The 21,210-nt window shown below is 32.5% G+C and carries 8 protein-coding genes; 4 read left to right on the forward strand and 4 right to left on the reverse strand.

Annotation, left to right across the window (positions count from 1 at the left end):
- Positions 1 to 48 precede the first annotated feature (48 nt).
- From ilvD to GQR92_RS10465, 3 genes are all read right to left on the reverse strand, one after another.
- Complete coding sequence (gene ilvD / locus GQR92_RS10455; protein ID WP_158839289.1) at positions 49 to 1,725, reverse strand: dihydroxy-acid dehydratase; 1,677 nt, start codon at positions 1,723 to 1,725, stop codon at positions 49 to 51.
- A gap of 448 nt (positions 1,726 to 2,173) precedes the next feature.
- Complete coding sequence (gene leuB / locus GQR92_RS10460; RefSeq protein ID WP_158839292.1) at positions 2,174 to 3,295, reverse strand: 3-isopropylmalate dehydrogenase; 1,122 nt, start codon at positions 3,293 to 3,295, stop codon at positions 2,174 to 2,176.
- Between the two features lie 103 nt (positions 3,296 to 3,398).
- Positions 3,399 to 4,574, reverse strand: coding sequence for a 2-isopropylmalate synthase (locus GQR92_RS10465; protein ID WP_158839294.1), 1,176 nt, complete (start codon positions 4,572 to 4,574; stop codon positions 3,399 to 3,401).
- Between the two features lie 131 nt (positions 4,575 to 4,705).
- Here GQR92_RS10465 and GQR92_RS10470 point away from each other — a divergent pair, with 131 nt between their 5' ends.
- The 4 genes from GQR92_RS10470 to thrC all read left to right on the forward strand — a co-directional run bounded on the left by GQR92_RS10470 (position 4,706) and on the right by thrC (position 11,400).
- Positions 4,706 to 6,265 carry a hypothetical protein gene (locus GQR92_RS10470; protein WP_158839296.1) on the forward strand — a complete coding sequence of 520 codons (1,560 nt, stop codon included), beginning with the start codon at positions 4,706 to 4,708 and terminating at the stop codon, positions 6,263 to 6,265.
- A gap of 318 nt (positions 6,266 to 6,583) precedes the next feature.
- Positions 6,584 to 9,022 (forward strand): bifunctional aspartate kinase/homoserine dehydrogenase I, encoded by a 2,439-nt coding sequence (gene thrA, locus GQR92_RS10475; RefSeq protein ID WP_158839299.1) that lies wholly within the window; start codon positions 6,584 to 6,586, stop codon positions 9,020 to 9,022.
- Between the two features lie 79 nt (positions 9,023 to 9,101).
- Positions 9,102 to 10,022 (forward strand): homoserine kinase, encoded by a 921-nt coding sequence (locus GQR92_RS10480; RefSeq protein ID WP_158839301.1) that lies wholly within the window; start codon positions 9,102 to 9,104, stop codon positions 10,020 to 10,022.
- 91 nt (positions 10,023 to 10,113) lie between these two features.
- Complete coding sequence (gene thrC, locus GQR92_RS10485; protein WP_158839303.1) at positions 10,114 to 11,400, forward strand: threonine synthase; 1,287 nt, start codon at positions 10,114 to 10,116, stop codon at positions 11,398 to 11,400.
- A gap of 779 nt (positions 11,401 to 12,179) precedes the next feature.
- On the opposite strand, the gene GQR92_RS10490 is transcribed toward thrC, so the two are convergent.
- Positions 12,180 to 21,140, reverse strand: coding sequence for a T9SS type A sorting domain-containing protein (locus tag GQR92_RS10490; RefSeq protein ID WP_158839305.1), 8,961 nt, complete (start codon positions 21,138 to 21,140; stop codon positions 12,180 to 12,182).
- Positions 21,141 to 21,210 lie beyond the last annotated feature (70 nt).

Below are 21,210 nucleotides of genomic sequence, written 5' to 3' on the forward strand. Positions count from 1 at the left end.
GGGATATCTTGTCTCTTTTTTTATCTTGTTTCTTGATTCTATTTAAATCTACAAATCAGTTACACATCCTTTGGATGCAGATGCTACTGTTTTTGCATATTTATACAAAATTCCTTTTGTATGTTTTAACGCTGGCTCAACCCATTTAGATTTTCTTTCTGCGATTTCTTCATCAGAAATTAACACATTTATTGAATTGTCTTCTGCGCTAATTCTAATTTTATCTCCCGTTTCTAAAATTCCGATTGTTCCTCCAGATTGTGCTTCTGGTGTAATATGCCCGACCACAAAACCATGGGTTCCTCCAGAAAAACGACCATCTGTAATTAACGCTACAGATTTTCCTAAACCTGCTCCCATAATTAAAGAAGTTGGCTTTAACATTTCTGGCATTCCTGGTCCTCCTTTAGGTCCAACATACCTAATGACGACTACATCACCTCTTTCTACTTCTCCGTTAGAAATACCTGTATTTGCTGCTTGTTCACCATCATATACAACTGCTTTCCCTTCAAAAAGTAAACCTTCATTTCCAGAAATTTTAGCTACAGCTCCTTCTTCTGCAAGGTTTCCGTAAATTATTTGAATGTTTCCTGATGATTTTAATGCTTTATCTGTTGGATGAATTACATCTTGATCATCAAATTCTATTGCTTCTACATTTGCTAAATTTTCAGCTAATGTTTTTCCTGTTACCGTCATACAGTCTCCATGTAAATATCCATTATCTAATAAATATTTCATAATTGCAGGCGTACCTCCAATTCCGTGTACATCTTCCATTAAGTATCTACCAGATGGTTTTAAATCTGCTATTAACGGAGTTCTGTCTGAAACTTTCTGAAAATCTGCCAATGTAAACTCAATATCAGCTGCATGTGCAATTGCTAAAAAGTGCAATACTGCATTTGTAGACCCACCTAAAGCATTTACAATTGCAATGGCATTTTCTAAAGATTTTTTAGTGATAATATCTAAAGGCTTTAAATCTAATTCTAATAAATTTTTAATAGCTAAAGCAGTTCTTTCTGCTTCTGATAATTTATTAGGATTTTCTGCTGGTATTGATGAATTGTAAGGTAAAGAGAACCCCATACATTCTATTGCAGAAGCCATTGTGTTTGCAGTATACATACCACCACATGCTCCAGCCCCTGGAATTGCTCTTTTTATAATTTCTCTATATTCTTCTTCTTCTATTTCTCCTGCTACTTTTTGACCTAAAGCCTCAAAAGCAGAAACAATATTTAATTTTTTTCCTTTGTAATTTCCTGATGCAATTGTACCACCATACATCATAATTGATGGTCGGTTTAAACGTAACATTGCAATTACTGCTCCTGGCATGTTTTTATCACAACCAACCACAGAAACTAAAGCATCATAACTTTGAGCATTCATTACAGTTTCTATAGAATCTGCAATAATATCTCTAGAAGCTAATGAGTAATTCATACCAGAAGTTCCCATAGAAATACCATCTGAAACTCCAATTGTATTGAATCCTAAACCGACTAAACCTGCAATTTTGCTTTCTACCTTAACCTCTGCGGCCAAATTATTTAAATGCATATTACATGGGTTACCGTCATAACCAGTGCTTGCAATACCAACTTGCGCTTTCTGCATGTCTTCATCCGTTAAACCTACCGCATACAACATTGCTTGTGATGCTGGTTGAGATTCGTCTTGTGTTAATCTGCTACTGTGTTTATTTAGTTTCATTTAATGTTTTCTTCAATTTGTTGTCTAAATTACTATGTTTCTCTATTTTTATTGAATATACTTTAATGATATCCTTTAAATTCACGTGTTAAAAATACACCTCAATAAACTGATATACAATTATTTAAGTGTATTTAATTATGATATTCAATCATTGAAATAAATTCATAAAAAAAACCTTCCGTTTTATTAGAAGGTTTGTTTATAAAAAATATAAATAGCACTTCCTTATCATGTCGTAATAATTACGATGACGATGATAATTGAAATACTATTTAATATTTGTTTTTTCATGTGTTCAAATATTGTAATTTTATTTTAAATATACAACTACTTTTATTTTTATTACCAAAAATAGGCAAATTAGGCTAGCCCAGATTGAATGGTTTGTTTGAGCTCTTTTTTGTTTTTTACAAAAAAAGCGAGTAATGAAAGCTGGAAATAGCTTCTAAATAATAGTGCTTTGTCCCATATGAATGTTTTGAAAATTCATATTACTATCTTCTTGATTTGCAATGTAATCTGCAATAAAATCACCTACTTTTGCGGTAGACGCCGAGTACTGGTTTTTGCCTTTTAAATCTGGAGTTGTAATACCTAAATCTAACGATTTCTCTACAGCTCTTTGTATTGCATCTGCTTCATCATGCAAGCCTAAATGCTCTAGCATCATTGCGGCAGATAAAATAGAAGCCAAAGGGTTGGCAATATCTTTTCCGGTTGCTTGTGGGTAAGACCCATGGATTGGCTCGAATAATGCATTTTTTTCGCCAATTGAGCTTGATGCAAGTATCCCTATAGAACCACCAATAACGCAAGCTACATCAGAAATAACGTCTCCAAAAAGGTTTTCTGTTAAAATTACATCAAACTTTTTAGGGTTTAGAACAATTTGCATTGCAGCATTGTCTATAAACATAAAATCTAAGGTAACATCTTTGTATTGTTCTGCAATTTCGGCAACTGTTTTTCTCCATAAACGAGAGGTTGCCAAAACATTTGCTTTATCTATTAGCGTTACTTTTTTCTTTCTATCTTGTGCTGCTTTAAAGGCTAAATGTGTTATTCTAGATATTTCTTTAACAGTATAAGAACATACGTCATAAGCAGATTTGCCATCTTTACTGATTTCTTTTTTTCCGAAATAAATTCCGCCAGACAATTCTCTATAAATAACGATATCTGTACCAGAAATAATTTCTTTTTTAAGCGGCGAGTTTTTTAACAACTTCGGATATGCTTTTATTGGTCTTACATTACAGAATAAGCCCAACTCTTGTCTTAGTTGCAAAAGACCTTGTTCTGGTCTTATTTTTAAAGATGGATCATTATCGTATTTTAATTCTCCGATGGCTCCGAATAAAATGGCGTCTGCTTTTTTACAGATTTCAATTGTTTCTTTTGGCAAAGGATTACCAGTTTTATCAATTGCACAAGCGCCCATTTGCGCTTCTTTATATAAAAAAATATGATCGTACACCTCAGCTACAGCATCTAATGCTTTTTTTGCTTGCGTAGTTACTGCTGGCCCTATACCATCTCCGGGGATTACTGCAATTGTATATTTCATTCTGTAGGTGTAATCTAAAAAATTATTCTGTAATCAAAGGTAGTTGATTATTTTAAATTGTACACTTAAAATTTACAACTACCTATGAAGACAAAGTTTACTTTTATATTGTTGCTACTTTAGAGGTTTTACTTACTTCTTTCATAATTGCATGAATGTCCTCGTCTTTTACTTCTTTTTGTTTATCGGCAGTACTTAAAAAAGCTTCGTAAGCAATATCTAGCTGAACTTTAGTTAACTCGTAACCCACTTTTTTTGCTCTGTACGCTAAAGCAGCTCTACCACTTCTTGCAGTTAACACAATTGCACTTTCTGTTACACCAACGTCTTCAGGATCCATAATTTCGTATGTTTCTCTGTTTTTTATAACGCCGTCTTGATGAATACCAGAACTATGCGCAAATGCATTTGCACCAACAATAGCTTTGTTTGGTTGCACAGGCATTCCCATACTTTCACGAACCATAATACTTGTATCGTACAATAATTTTGTATTGATACTTGTTTCTAGGTTTAAATATGGATGTTGCTTTAACACCATTACCACTTCTTCTAAAGCTGTATTTCCAGCTCTTTCACCAATACCATTAATAGTACACTCTATTTGACGAGCACCATTAATAACACCCGCAATAGAATTTGCAGTTGCCATACCTAAATCGTTATGACAGTGACAAGAAAGAATTACATTCTCTATTCCCTTTACGTTTTCACGTAAATATTTAATTTTAGCTCCATATTCTTCTGGCAAACAATACCCTGTTGTATCAGGAATATTTAATACCGTAGCACCTGCTTTAATAACCGCTTCGCAAACTCTTGCTAAAAACTCATTGTCTGTTCTACCTGCATCTTCTGCATAAAACTCTACATCTTCTACAAAAGATTTTGAATATGACACTGCTTTAACAGCGCGTTCTATTACTTTTTCTCTTGTTGAGTTAAATTTAAATTGAATATGAGAATCACTTGTACCAATACCTGTATGAATTCTTGGTAATTTGGCATATTTAAGTGCTTCTGCAGCTACTTTTATATCATTTTCTACAGCTCTGGTTAAGCCACAAACTGTAGCATTTTTTACAATTTTTGCAATTTCTGAAACTGAATTAAAATCACCAGGACTTGAAACTGGAAAACCCGCCTCAATAACATTTACTCCTAATAAATCTAATCTCTCAGCAATCACTAATTTCTGTCTTGTATCTAACTTGCACCCAGGGACTTGCTCCCCATCTCTTAATGTTGTATCAAAAATTTGAACCTTGTTATCTTGCATAATTTCTGTAAAGATTATCTTATTTAAACTCAAATGTATATATTGAACTTAAAATAAATAGTTATTTTTACCATTCCGTACGATTTCTAATATCATTTACAAAAACTTAAACAACTAACAATCAGTTTTTTATGAGTAAAAATGTTACATCAGCCAATCAACAAAATGATGCTCTTTTTGTTTTAATTAAGTCTTTAACTAAGTCAGAAAAGAGGCAATTTAATTTATATGTAGGTAGATTAGGTGGAAACATCGATGCTAAATTTTTTTCTTTATTTAAGTTTTTAGAAAAGCTAAAAATTTATGATGAAAAGGTAATTATTGGAAGTGGAATTGTTTCTAAACAACAACTTTCTAATTTAAAAGCGCACTTATACAAACAAATTTTAATTAGTCTACGTTTAAACCCTGCACATAAAAATGTACGAATTCAAATTAGAGAACAATTAGATTTTGCTACCGTTTTATACCAAAAAGGACTTTACAAACAAAGTTTAAAACTGCTAGAAAAAGCCAAACACATGGCTTTAGATACAGAAGAAAAAAATATTGCTTACGAAATTGTAGAGCTAGAAAAAGTAATTGAAACACAATACATAACCAGAAGTTTAAGCAACAGAGCAAACCAACTTTCTATTGAAGCAAAAGAACTAAGTCAAGACAATGTAATTGCGAGCAAACTATCTAACCTATCCTTACAATTATACAGTCATTTAATACAAAATGGTTATGTAAAAAACATAGAAGAGTTAGAGTTTGTTGACAAATACTTTAGTGACCGAATGCCAAAATACAACTATCAAAAATTAGGCTTTCGTGAAAAACTTTGGTTATACAAAGCACATTTATGGCATAGTTTTTTGGTACAAGATTTTTTATTGAGCTATAAATACGCTAAAAAATGTGTCGATTTATTTGATTCTCCAAAATTAATAAACACACATCCTGTATTCTATTTAAAATCTAAAAACTACTTACTAGAGGCTTCTTTTTTAGTAAAAAAAGTATCTACCTTTAAAAGAGAACTAACCCTTTTTGAGTCTGAAATAGAACAAAAAGAGATACCAATGAATACCAATACAGAGTTGTTAATATTTTTATACCTGTATTCTAACAAATTACACTTTCACTTCTTAGAAGGTTCTTTTGAAAAAGGAGAGTATTTGGTTGATATTATCAATAACAAAATTGATAAATATAAAAACAGACTAGACAATCATTACATTGTTTTACTGTATTACAAAATTGCTTGTTTGTATTTTGGAATGGGTAAAAACAAGTTGTGCATCATCTATTTACAAAAAATTATTAAATCTAAAAACATAGGTTCTGCAGAAGACTTACAATGTTTTGCACGTATTTTAAATTTAATTGCACATTATGAATGTGGCTTAGATTACGATCTAGAAAGACAGTTTGTAGACACTTACAAGTTTTTATTAAAAATGGAAAACCTACAAGAAGTACAGAAGGTTTTTCTTACTTCTATTAGAGATTTAAGCGATGTTTTTCCGCATGAAATTAAAAATGAATTCAAAAAAATTCATGCCAAGTTAAAGACATTCGAAAATCATCCGTATGAAAAAAGAGCTTTCTTATATTTAGACATATTATCTTGGCTAGAAAGTAAAATTCAAAACAAACCTATTGCTTTAATTATTAAAGAAAAAACAAAACAACTTACCAAATAATAGGAAAACAACACCTGAAATAGCTTAATTATAATAATTCTGCATAAATCAATTAAAAACGAGAAATAATTGCTACTGAAAGGTGAAAAATTAAATAATACTCCTATTTTTGTCTTGTGAATTTATCGTATACACATACTAATTCTTCTAAAACTACCAACGTAGTTTATACTTCTATGCGCACAATTACCTTCACAACTACAACAATTACCCTTTAGGGGTTCTACTATATTCATATCACCACAGGTTATATATTGTTTCGAATAACATCGAAACAAACTCAATAAAATATTAAATTACACAAACTATTCATTAGAAATGAAAGTATTAAAATTTGGCGGTTCATCTGTCGCAAGTTCAGAAAAAATACAAAAAGTATTAGCCATCGTAGAGGCTGCATCTAAAAAAGAAAAAATAGCAGTAGTTGTTTCCGCTTTCGGAAAAACTACAGATAAGTTATTAGCTGGCGCTAATGAGGCTTTAGAAGACATTGCATCTGCTAAAGAAACTTTAGGCCACATTAAAAAAATTCACTTTGAAGTAGTTGATGATTTAATTACTAAAAACACAAAAGAGGTTCACGAAGAAGTTACTTCTTTGTTCAATCGCTTATTGTCTATTTATGAAGGTGTTTTCTTATTACAAGAATTATCAGATAAAACCTTAGCTAAAGTATATAGTTTTGGAGAAAGACTTTCTTCTTATATTATTGCAAATGCAGCAAAAGAATTATTTGATGCCGACCATAAAGAAAGCAGAGATTTAATCATTACAAATAATGAGTATTTAAATGCTCAAGTAAATTTTAAAGTCACAAACAAAAATATCGTTTCATTTTTTAAAGAAAACAAGCATCAGGTTATTGTTTTAGGTGGTTTTATTTCTTCTAATGTTTTTGAAGAAACAACTACATTAGGTAGAGGTGGTTCTGATTTTACTGCTGCTATTTATGCTGCCGCTTTAAATGCGGATGAATTACAAATATGGACAGACGTTAGTGGTATGTTTACTGCAAACCCAAGAGTTGTAAAACAAGCATATCCTATTTCAGAAATTTCTTATGAAGAAGCTATGGAGTTGTCTCATTTTGGAGCAAAAGTTTTGTATCCGCCAACAATTCAGCCTGCATTAAGAAAAGAAATTGCCATCAGAATTAAAAATACATTTGAACCAGAAAGTGCTGGAACTTTAATTTGTAAACATCCTAAAAACGGGAACGAAGTTAAAGGAATTTCTCATATAGAAGATATTAGTTTAATCACCTTAGAAGGTGGTGGAATGATTGGTATTCCTGGTTTTTCTAAACGTTTGTTCGAAACACTTTCTCAACAAAAAATAAATGTAGTTTTTATTACTCAAGCTTCATCAGAACATTCTATTTGTGTGGGTGTTTATGAAAATGATGCTGCAAAAGCAAAAGAGCTTTTGGATGAAACTTTTAGCATAGAAATAGACAAGAAAAAAATAAAGCCAATTATTGTAGAAAATAATTTAGCAATTATTGCTGTTGTTGGTGAAAGCATGAAAAATTATCAAGGTTTAAGCGGACAAATGTTTAGCGCTTTAGGTAGAAATAATGTAAATGTTAGAGCAATTGCTCAAGGTTCATCAGAAAAAAACATCTCTGCAGTTATTAATAAGTACGATGCAAAAAAGGCATTAAATACGTTACACGAGCAATTCTTTGAAGAAAGAACAAAGCAGTTAAACTTATTTGTAACTGGTGTTGGTAATGTTGGTGAACGCTTTTTAGCACAAATACATCAACAAAAGAAATTCTTAAAAGAGAACTTAAAATTAAGTATTAAGGTTATCGGAATTGCGAATTCTAGAAAAATGGCTTTCGATGATAATGGTATCGATTTAGGTAACTGGAAAGAAGCATTAGAAAACGGAGAACCAACAACTTTAGACAGTTTTCATAAAAAAGTAAAAGAAAGCAATCATATTAATAGTGTTTTTATAGACAATACTGCAAACCAGCAAGTATCAGAAATCTATGAAAAATATTTACGCGATAGTATTTCTGTAGTAACTTGTAACAAAATTGCATGTGCTTCTAGTTTTGATAATTATAAAACTTTAAAACAAGTTTCTAGAAAATACAATGCTTCTTTCTTATTTGAAACAAATGTTGGTGCAGGTTTACCAATTATAGATACTTTAAAGAATTTAGTAAATTCTGGAGATAGCGTCAATAAAATTCAAGCTGTTTTATCTGGAAGTTTAAATTTTGTGTTTAATAACTTTAATGCAAACTCAACGTTTCATGATGTTGTTGCAGCTGCTCAAAAGGAAGGATATACAGAACCAGATCCAAAAATTGATTTAAGCGGTGTTGATGTTGCTCGTAAAATTTTAATTTTAGCTAGAGAAAGTGGTTATAAAATGGAATTAGAAGACATTGCAAAAAATGCCTTTTTACCTGAAGAAAGCTTAAAAACAACTAACAATGATGATTTTTACGCATCATTAACTAAAAACGAAGCACATTTTCAAAATATATTTAAAGAAGCAAACGACAAAGATTGCCGCTTAAAATATGTTGCAGAATTTGCTGATGGAAAAGCAAATGTTGGTTTACAACACATCGCTTCAGACCATCCTTTTTATAATTTAGAAGGAAGTGATAATATTGTATTATTCTTTACAGACAGATACCCAGAAAATCCTTTAATTATAAAAGGTGCTGGTGCTGGTGCAGATGTTACTGCTTCTGGTATTTTTGCGGATGTAATTAGAATTGCAAATAAATAGTTATTGGTTGATAGTTGTTGGTTTATGGTTCTGTTTTCAGCTAAAAACCAACAACTAAAAACCACAAACCAAAAAAAAAATGGATTATTTAAAAATTTTTGCTCCCGCTACTGTTGCTAATGTTTCTTGCGGATTCGATTCTCTAGGTTTTGCTGTTGACGAAATTGGAGATGAAATGACCTTTACAAAAACAACAGAAAAAGGCGTTAAAATAACAAATATTACCGGTGCTAATTTAACATATAATGTTGATGAAAATGCTGCAAGTGCCGTTGTTAAAAAAATACTGAATGAAGCAAATGCAGATTTCGGAATTGAATTAACAATTCACAAAGGTTTTTCTCCAGGAAGTGGATTAGGAAGTTCTGCCGCTAGTGCTGCAGGTGCTGCTTTTGGTGCAAATCAATTATTAGGGAACATTTATTCGGACTTAGAGCTAACTAAATTTGCCATGTTTGGTGAAGAAGTTGCTTGCGGAACTCCAATTGCAGACAATGTTTCTGCAGCTATATATGGTGGTTTTGTTTTAGTGAGAAGCTACAGTCCTTTAGAAATTATAAAATTACCGGTTCCTAATGAATTAAGAGTTGTAGCCATTCATCCGCAGGTAGAAGTAAAAACCAAAGACGCTAGAGAAGTTTTACCTACAGAAATAGCTTTGAAAGATGCTGTTACACAATGGGCAAATGTTGGTGGTTTAATTAGCGGTTTATATGCTGATAACTACGACTTAATCAGTAATTCTTTAGTAGATATTATTGTAGAACCTCATAGAAAAAAATTAATTCCGTTTTTTGACGATGTTAAAAACGCAGCAACAAAAGCAGGTGCTTTAGGTGCGGGAATTAGTGGTTCTGGTCCAACAATTTTTGCACTTTGTAAAGGTGATAAAATTGCCAATGAGGTTTACAAAAGTATCGAAGAAAGTTATAAAAATACAGGTATTGACTTTGAAATGTTTATTTCGAAAGTGAATCACGAAGGAATAAAAATATTATAATTGCAATAAGCCTTAAGCAATAGGTTTTATGCAAAAAAATAACACATACGCTTAGAGCATACCGCCTAAAGCGTAAAGCAAAACACAAAAAATGAACTACTACAGTTTACACCATAAATCGCCAATATCAACTTTTAAAAACGCAGTTGTAGAAGGCTTAGCAAAAGATAGAGGAATTTATTTTCCTGATAATATTCATCAGCTTTCAAAAGATTTTATTGAAAACATTTCTGATTATTCGAATCATGAAATTGCTTATGAAGTAATTAAACAGTTTGTAGGAGATGAAATTCCTGCTGAAAAATTAAAAGACATTGTTGCAAAAACGGTTTCTTTCGATTTTCCTTTGGTAAAAGTGGATGATAATATTGCTTCTTTAGAATTGTTTCACGGACCAACCATGGCTTTTAAAGACGTTGGTGCTAAATTTATGGCACAGTGTCTAGAGTATTTCAATAAAGACAACGATGATGAAGTTACTGTTTTAGTAGCAACTTCTGGAGATACAGGTGGTGCAGTTGCTAACGGATTTTTAGGTGCAAAAGGAGTAAATGTTGTTATTTTATATCCTTCAGGAAAAGTAAGTGACATTCAAGAAAAACAATTAACAACTTTAGGTCAGAACATTACTGCTTTAGAAGTTGATGGAGTTTTTGATGATTGTCAAGAAATGGTAAAAACTGCTTTTTTAGATGAAGAAATTACAAAGACATTAACATCTGCTAATTCTATAAACGTTGCACGTTGGTTGCCACAAATGTTTTACTTTTTCTTTGCGTATAAAGAATTACACAAAAAACACAAAGATTTAATCTTTTCTGTACCAAGTGGAAACTTTGGTAATATCTGTGCAGGAATTATGGCACAAAAATTAGGTTTACCTATTAAACACTTTGTAGCTTCTACAAATGTAAATGATACCGTACCTAATTATTTAATAGACGGAGTTTACAAACCAAAACCATCTAAAGCAACTATTTCTAACGCTATGGATGTTGGTAACCCAAGTAACTTTATCAGAATACAAGAATTATTTAATAATGACTTAGAGGCTCTTAAAAGCGCTTTTTCTTCATATAGTTTTTCTGATGATGAAACTCGTGCTACCATGAAAGATATTTACACCAATTCTGGTTACGTTGCAGATCCTCATGGAGCTGTTGGTTATTTAGGTTTAAAAAAACATGGATTAAAAGAAAACGAATTTGGTGTTTTCCTTGAAACAGCACATCCAGTAAAATTCTTAGATGTTGTAGAAGAAACGTTACCTGTAAAAGTAGAAATACCAGCACAGATTAAAAAGGTTATCAATAATAAAAAAGTGGCTTACAAAGCTTCTAACTATCAAGATTTGAAAGATTTCTTAATGAAAAAATAAGAAACCAAAACTTTTACAAAAAGAAAAAAGTCCTAACAATTTAAATTGTTAGGACTCTTTTCTTTTTGTAAGTATACCTTTTGTAAACCAAATAAAATAATCAACCTTAAACTTCTAAGTTAAAACAACTATTTTACTTATTTTTATAATATAGTTTCTGATATAAGAACAACAAGGTAAATATGATTACAAAAAATAATATAGATTCAAAATTCCCAGAAACTTCACTTTTAAGAATTATTAAATTTACCACATCTTAGTTTTTTAGGTCTATACTATCTTTGTGAATATTTTTTTCGCCATTAGATTAACTAAAGTATTGAGTACTAATAAAAGTGCCAAATAAAATAAAAAAATCTCATCTGTCTTATTTTGTATAAGTTCAAACTACTTTTAATTACTATCTTGAATTGTAAAAAAAACTTTACGTAAACGATTTATTTTTTTGAATACAACTAGGATTATTTTTTAGATGATACTTACTTGATTTTACTCTAACAAGTAGTATTCCATAAATAACAGCAATAATCAATAAGACAATTATCCCTGAATCTACAGGTAGTCCCGGAGGTGATGGTGGACCCAATGTTGGTGGTCCAGATTGTAATGCAATCATCTTTAATATTGTTTTTGTGTTTTATAATTTTTTAAAAAAAATATTAGAAAAGAGTTTAGTTTCACGGGAATGCTACTAAAAATTACAATAAAAAAATTTTATTAATCTTTTCTAATATAGTCTTATAGATAATACTTTTTTGTTCACTCAATAAAAGAAGCTATTAATCAATAACAACTTTTTTATTTATTGTACCCTTATCTGTATTTATTTTTACAATGTAAACACCTGTTGGTATGTGTTTTTGAATATCTAATTCGTAAGATGTTTTCTGTTCTTTAATATTCCAGAATCTTACTTCTTTACCAAGAATATCAAACAACTCTACCTTGTTAAGGGTTACATTTAAATCTTTAGAAACTACAATACTATGATTTTTATTATCTGCATAAATATGAGTACTGTTAGATAAAACATCTCCCTCTAAACTAAGTACACTATTTTCAGAAAAAGCAAGTACAAAGCGATCTGAATAAACACCTTTATCTAATGTTAAAGTGATTTTTCCATCAGTAATACGATGAGAAGTACCTGATAATTTATCAGTAATATAAATATCTCTAGAAATATTTTGCTTTTCATCTATCATCACATCTACTTCACCAGAATATCCCATTGTAATTTCTAAAGGAACTTCTAAGTCATCAGAGATTGATTGCACACCAGCAATTACATATTTTTTGTCATCATTAGAAAACTTCCAATACATGTCTGTAGCATCAATTCCATAAGCTTCTGAGTCTGCTCCTTTATCGTAACCAAATGAATTTGTTTCTTGAAAAGAGATTCCTATTTGATGGTGAAGTAATAATTCTTCAGCATTTTTATATTCAAATCCTAATTTAATAATAGGCAGTAAGTTATTAGTACTTGCCGTTTTGGCTGCACTCCTTTTTTTACTTCCTTTAAAAAATACAGATTCTGAGTTTACTCCTCCTTCTTCAGTAACATATGCTCTTTGACTGTTATTAAATGTAATATCTCCTCCTGTTGCATTTCCTTCTACAAAGAATCCTTGTGCTATTGCTATATAAGGTTTAGGGGCTTTATAAACAGATGAATCGTTTCCTAAACCAGAAGTACCGTTATTATTATTACTCTGAAGTGAGCTATTTGCTGCTAACCCCATTGTTAAGTTTAACGTTGCATAACCACCTATATAGCCACCAAATATATGACCATCAATTCCGGTTCCCTCTCCATTAGCACTTTTTTGGTGATCCCAGAAATAAAGTGTCTGCTCTATAGAACCTACATTATCTTCCATAAACTTTCTTGCGTTCATTGCGGAAGCGAAAGGATTACCAATTAGATAATCTTCTTCTGCATTTATAGATGTAGAAGTATCAAATTCTCCATCATTAGGTACACCTACAAAAGTATAATTTTGCGGTCTACCAGGTCCTTTAAAAATAAATCCATCACCACGAGATATAGATCCCGATCTGTACTTATGTACCCAATTAGATCTTCCGTTAGCTCCAGGAGCATAAGTATATATCCAATAGTCTGCTAATGAGATAGGATCTGTAGCAGCTCCATCATAACCTTGAATAAACTTAATATCTTTTGCCAACGTAGTACCAATAATAGAGGTAGCGTCTAATGGTGTAGTACCATCTTTTAAAACATCTTTTACTGTGAACGTATTATTTATTCCTGAGGTAACAGGAGAACTCATATAACCATATCTATATAAACTAGTTATTTCTGAATTTTGTTCTACCAATAATTTACCAGAAACAGTAGGTAAAGTACTTGTAACTGTACTACCACCAGTATGCGTTTGTACTAATTGAGAAGTACCTGCTAAACGAATATTACCATCTAAAATAAGATCATTAGTAACTACTAATAACTGATTGGTTACCGTTAAGTTAACTATTGTATTTACCTTTAATTTTCTAGCACTTAAACGATTACCTGTATGCTCGAAATCTTGATCAATTACTACAGAACGAGACCTGTCTGGAAAACCATTAGTCCAAGTATTACTATTAGAATTTGAAGTAGTAATATTTATTGTATGTAAACCTAACAAAGTATTTGCCTCTATACTAGATGTTTTAATCTCTGAAATTAAAGGATCTTGTGGATGTCTTCTTGGAATAACAACAGTACTACCAGGATTATTTACAGCCTGATAAGGTGCTATATTATCATCTATAAAAGCTACCCATTCTGAAGCTTTATAGTCTTTATTAGTTGTTAAAGTTTCATCTATTCTTACAAACGACGTATTGTTTGTAATGCTAGAAATAACGTCATATCTATTTTCCCATGAAAAACTTCCTTCTGCTGTTGAAAGTGTAATAATATCATCACCTCCATTAATATCTGTTAATGCATCATTTACTACAGTTGTTGCATCAGCTGCTATTTCTGAATTTAGAATTATTGAATTATTAGAATTTTTAAATAAAACAGAATTACCAGCTTCTAGTATGGTACCAACTGTATAAGAAACATCTGGAGCAATACCTGTTTGATCTCCTGATTTATCTTTGTACAATTGTACTTTAATGGTATTTGCAGGGATATCTGTTATACCTATATTGGTAATTTCAATCCATCTTTCCTTAACCGAATCAGTATCAGCACCAAATTGATATACCTGGGTAATCATTGCGTCTGCTGAATCTGGTATATCTCTATAATCTACATCTCCTCCAGTAATTACATCTCCATCGGTGTCTGTAAAGTTATCTGCTTGTGTATTGTCATACTCTCCATTTACATCAGTATACCCTTGGTCTGTATCGCCCGTTTCTATAGCATCTACTAATCCGTTAGTGCCTACAACACCTGTTACAACACCACTTCCATTATTTGCCAATCCACTTCCTGATTCAATAACATCAAAAATACCATCATTATCAGAATGTAAATCTATATAATCTGCAGTATCAGCACCGTCTGTATTTACAGGTACAATAAGAGCTCCGATAACACCAGAACAATTTATTCCGGTACAATCTGGATCATACGCATCATCTAAACCATCCTTATCGGTATCTGCTCCTGAAGGTGATACATAACCTAAAGTAGTTTGTGCTTCTATATTATCTGGAATTCCATCATTATCTGCATCTAAGTCTAAATAATCTGGAATACTATCTCCATCTGTACTTGTTGGTGTTAAACCTGTACCTGCTGAAGTAGGGATACCATTTGAACCTGTATTATTTACATTGTTATCGTCATCATCTGCTCTACCATCATTGTTTGTGTCTGTTCCTCCTGCTTCTGTTACATCTGGAATACCATCGTTATCTGAATCTAAATCTAATAAGTTTAATTGACCATCTCCATCGGTATCATCTGTACTTGGGTAAGAATCTGGTTTACCATCATTGTTAGCATCATCTCCTGTAACAATTAATACACTTGAAGTGTTTTCTGATACTCCATCTTGCCCAACATCTCCATCAACAACATCGCTAAATCCATCACCGTCTATATCATCTGTTAAAGTACCATTAGCATTAAGACCGTCTACTTTACCATTACCATCGGTATCTAAACCTCCAGCTTCTATGATATCTGTAATACCATCATTGTCTGAATCTAAGTCTTGGCTATTTGGTACGCCATCGCCATCGCTATCTAGATTTGCTAAACTATTACCTCCATTATTTACATCATAACGATCATCTATACCATCGTTGTCAGTATCATTGACTAAGGTACCATTAGCGTTTAAATCATCTACTTTACCATTACCATCTGTATCTTCTCCTCCTGCTTCTACAATATCTGCAACTCCATCATTGTCTGAATCTAAATCGAAATGATTTGGTACACCATCGCCATCTGCATCATATACATCCGGAATTCCATCGTTATTAGAATCTGTATAGTCTGTTGTACTTCCGTCTCCACCGTTTCCGTTATCGGTTGTGTCTTTGTAGTTTGGTATGCCGTCGCCATCTTCATCGCCATCTGCAAAATTTACTCCATTTTCTGCAGTATCAGGAATTCCATCATTATCATCATCTAAATCTACGCTATCTGGAATACCATCATTGTCATTATCGTTATCTTCGGCATCTCTATAATCTACATCTCCTCCAGTATTTACATCTCCATCGGTATCTGCAAAATTATCTGCTTGTGTATTGTCATATTCTCCATTTACATCAGTATAACCTTGATCTGTATCGCCTGTTTCTATAGCATCTACTAATCCGTTTGTACCTACAACACCTGTTACAACACCATTACCATCATTTGCCAATCCACTTCCTGATTCAATAACATCAAAAATACCATCGTTATCTGCATCTAAATCTATATAATCTGCTGTATCAGCACCGTCTGTATTTACAGGTACAATAAGAGCTCCGGTAACACCAGAACAATTTGCGCCAGTACAATCTGGATCATACGCATCATCTAAACCATCATTATCCGTATCTGCTCCTGAAGGTGCTACATAACCTGTTGTAGTTTGTCCTTCTATATTGTCTGGAATACCATCATTATCTGCATCTAAGTCTAAGTAATCTGGAATTTTATCACCATCGGTATCTTCACATTGATCTACTAATTGGGTTCTAACAGGATTAGCAAATGTGGTTGAACCAAAGAGATAACCTGTATTATTAGTAGGCCCATCTCTTTTTCTAAAGCTAGCAGTAAAAGAGCTTGTTTTAAGCATCTCTGTTTTTACCATTATTTTAGTGTCAGTAGTACTTGAATTAAGTGATGAAGTAAACACAGTTTCTCCACCTACAGAATTAACTATAATATTTGTAGGAGTATCTACCGTATAGGCAGCAATTTCATTGGTGTTAAATGTAATAGACTCTGTACCGTTACCGCTAGGGAAACCTGTTACAACGTCGATATCTTTCCAAACAAAATTTGCTATAACAGGAATTAATGTGTTGGTACCAGAAATTAGGTATTCAAATTTTAATGATGCAGAATCTCCGTCAAAAGAAAATTGGTTTCCTCCTAAAAAAATAGGATATATGTTAGGACTCGAACCTACACCTGCTATATTAACAGTCATGTTTGCTGGGTTAGAATTTGATAAAACGGTTACCCTTAAATCAATACTTTCCCCGTTATAAGTAGTAATATTGGAATATACTGCGATGTCACCAACGTCTCCTGGAGCTCCAGAATCTACAAAAGAGCTACTAATTTGTGAGATATTTGCAGGTGAAACAGTACATTCTTCAGTATCTAAGATACCATCATTATCGTCATCTATATCTACACTATCTGGAACACCATCTTTATCATTGTCATTATCTTGAGCATCTCTATAATCTACATCTCCACCGGTATTTACATCTCCATCTGTATCTGTAAAGTTGTCTGCTTGTGTATTGTCATATTCTCCATTTACATCAGTATACCCTTGGTCTGTATCACCTGTTTCTATAGCATCTACTAATCCGTTAGTTCCTACAGCTCCAGTTACAACGCCATTACCATCGTTTGCCAATCCACTTCCTGATTCAATAACATCAAAAACACCATCGTTATCTGCATCTAAATCTATATAATCTGCAGTATCGGCATTGTCTGCGTTTACAGGGTTGATAATTGCTCCGCTTACACCAGAACAATTTGCGCCGGTACAATCTGGATCATAAGCATCATCTAAACCATCATTATCGGTGTCTGCTCCTGAAGGTGCTACATAACCTATTGTAGTTTGTGCTTCTATGTTATCTGGAATACCATCATTATCTGCATCTAAGTCTAAATAATCTGGAATACTATCACCATCTGTACTTGTTGGTGTTAAACCTGTACCTGCTGATGTAGGTATACCATTTGAACCAGAATTGTCTACATTATTATCGTCATCATCTGCTCTACCATCATTATTAAGATCTGTTCCACCTGCTTCCGTTACATCTGGAATACCATCGTTATCTGAATCTAAATCTAAGTAATCTGGCACACCATCATTATCTGTATTGGTTGGTACAATAGTACCTGTACCAGCTGAAGTTGGAATACCATTTGAACCTGTATTGTCTGCATTGTTATCATCATCACCTGCTCTTCCATCATTGTTTGCATCTGTTCCTCCTGCTTCTGTTACATCTGGAATACCATCGTTATCTGAATCTAAATCTAATAAATTTAATTGACCATCTCCATCTGTATCATCAGTATTTGGGTAAGAATCTGGTTTACCATCATTGTTAGCATCATCTCCTGTAACAATTAATACATTTGAAATATTTTCTGAAGTACCATCTTGTCCTACATCACCATCAACAGCGTCATTAAAACCATCGCCGTCTGTATCTGTAAATACACCATCTACAACACCATTACTATCATTATCTGCACCACCTGCTTCAATAATATCTGTAACACCATCATTATCTGAATCTAAATCTTGGCTATTTGGTACGCCATCGCCATCTGTATCTGGGTTACCTATACCACTACCTCCATTATCAACATCATAACGATTATCTATACCGTCGCCGTCTGTATCATTTATTAAGGTACCGTTAGCGTTTAAATCATCTACTTTACCATTACCATCTGTATCTTCTCCTCCTGCTTCTACAATATCTGCAATACCATCATTATCTGCATCTAAATCTTGGCTATTTGGTACGCCATCATTATCTGAATCTATATTTGTAAGATCTGTACCACCATTATTAGAATCATATAAATCATCTAAACCATCGTTGTCCGTATCATTTATTAAGGTTCCATTTGGGTTTAAGGCATCTACCTTACCATTACCATCTGCATCTGTACCACCAACTTCTACAATATCTGGAACACCATCATTGTCTGAATCTAAATCTAAATGATTAGGGATACCATCTCCATCTTTATCTAAACTACTAACAACACCATTTACAATAGTAGAGCCATTTTCTGCTGCATAGTCTGGATCTCTGTAATTTAGTATTCCATCATTATCTGAATCTAAACTTGGATCTGCAGTTAAACAAACGTAAGGAGATAATGGAAATGTAAGATTTCTAGTGAATGACAAATTAGAAGTACCATTAGTATTCTGTTTACGGAAAGGATCTCCTTGCCCTTGAACAACTCCATCGAACGCTACTCTGTAAAAAGAAGTTCCATTCTCATTACTACCATCGCCAGTTGGAGTTCTTGAAGTAAATAAAGAGAACTTATACTGACCTTCTACAGTTGTAATAAACTCTAAATCTATAATATCATCTGCATTAACATAAGGACCACCACTTTGTGATACAAAACCAGACGGTCCTGTTAAAGTCCAAGTAGTTCTAGTTTCGAAAGCATCTAAATCTAAAAATAGAGTTATTTTAGATTCTGTAAGATATGTAGGTCCATCAGGACATAGTTCTTCTATATCTAAAATACCATCATTATCATCATCTACATCAGCTGTATCTATAATACCATCATTGTCTGAATCTGTATTTGTTAAATTTACATCATCTCTATAATCTACTTCACCTCCAGAAGAAAAATCATTATCAATATCACCTAAATTACTTGCATTTGGCGGGTTTATACCATCATTTACTGTAAAGCCAGAATTTGAAGAATCATCATTATCATCAAAATTATCGTCTAAACCATCATTATCTACATCTGTATTAGCCAAAACATTATCAGTATCACCATTTTCAGCAATATCAAGAATACCATCATTGTCTGAATCTGAGTCTAAATAATCTGGAGTATCAGTAGCGTCTGTATTTACGGGTGTTATTTTAAGTATTCCTGTTAATGTATCTTCGTAAGAATCATCAATACCATTGTTATTGCTATCTGTTATAGAAGTACCAATACCGCTTGGTGCAATGTAACCATTTGTAGGTTGTGCTTCTATATTATCTGGAATACCATCATTATCTGCATCGATGTCTAAATAATCTGGAATAGCATCGCCGTCAGAATTTATAGGAGTAACTCCATTTACTGCAGAATTAGGCACTCCATTAGTAGTAACAGAAGTACCTACAGGTCCATCTGCCTTACCATCGTTATCTAAATCTAAACCACCTGCTTCTAAAACATCAGAAATACCATCATTATCTGAATCTAAGTCGTAAATATTTAAAACACCATCTTTATCTGTATCTCCAGAACATATACCTCTTAAAATACTAAATGCATCTAAAGCAATATCTGCCCCTAATTCTTCTGGATTAGTTTGTACTAAAACAATATCTATATTTTTTGTTGCTGGTGCAGTAAAATCTGTTTCGTTTAGCTGCCAATTTTGATTACCCTGTGTAATATTATTTAAACTAAAATTAGGGATTCCTGCAGGTGTACTTGTACCAGCATTATAAAATTCAAACGAATAAGAACTTACATATGGATTTGTATTTGTAATTTCTGCTGCGTACACTGCTACAGAATAGGTTACACCCTCTACAATAGATACGTTACCAATAGAAACAATTTCTCCAAACCTACCATTTCCATTATAATCTATACCAAGTCTTCTACAAACATTAGCATTTGTATTTGCTGCAAATGCATTAAAAACAGCAGCTTTACCTGATGGTACCGGATGTAAACCTTTAGTAGACTCTACAACACCCGTTGTTGGTTGCCAACATGTTATTGTTGAAGGATCTAAAAGAGTAATACCCCCACCTTTAGGCACATTACAACCCGAAATTGCACAAGCAGCATCATTAACACCAGCATCTGTAACAAAACCAGCAGCCTCAAAACCTTCTGTAACAACAGGCACAGAATATACGAATCCCATACATTCATCTGTATCTAAAACACCATCGTTATCATCATCTAAATCATCTACATTTAAGATCGTATCACAATCAAAATCATCTTCTGGCAATGTACCTCCACAAGCTGCCATTGAAGTTGTAGCTGATTCATTTACAGTTAATGTGTTTTTTGTAATTTCTTTTGAAGAAATAATTAAACTACTCGTTTCTAAACCTTCGGATAAACTTTTCCAGAAATTATTGAATTCCTGTAAAAAACCAGTATATTTAACGGCTTCATTGTTAATAGTAACGTAGTTAACTAATTTGTAATTGTTTTCTGCCTTTTCAATTTCGTTTGCAGATGTAAAAAGTGTGAAAAATAGAAAAATCCACACAAAAACAGGTTTAGATAACCCGTTTGTTAAACTTAATAAGAACTGTCCCAACATCTTTTATTTTTATAAATGTTTAAAATTAATTTGCACTACTTGTACTAAATATAATGTTAGGGGACTC

Source organism: Polaribacter sp. L3A8 (genome assembly GCF_009796785.1).
Classification (GTDB): domain Bacteria; phylum Bacteroidota; class Bacteroidia; order Flavobacteriales; family Flavobacteriaceae; genus Polaribacter.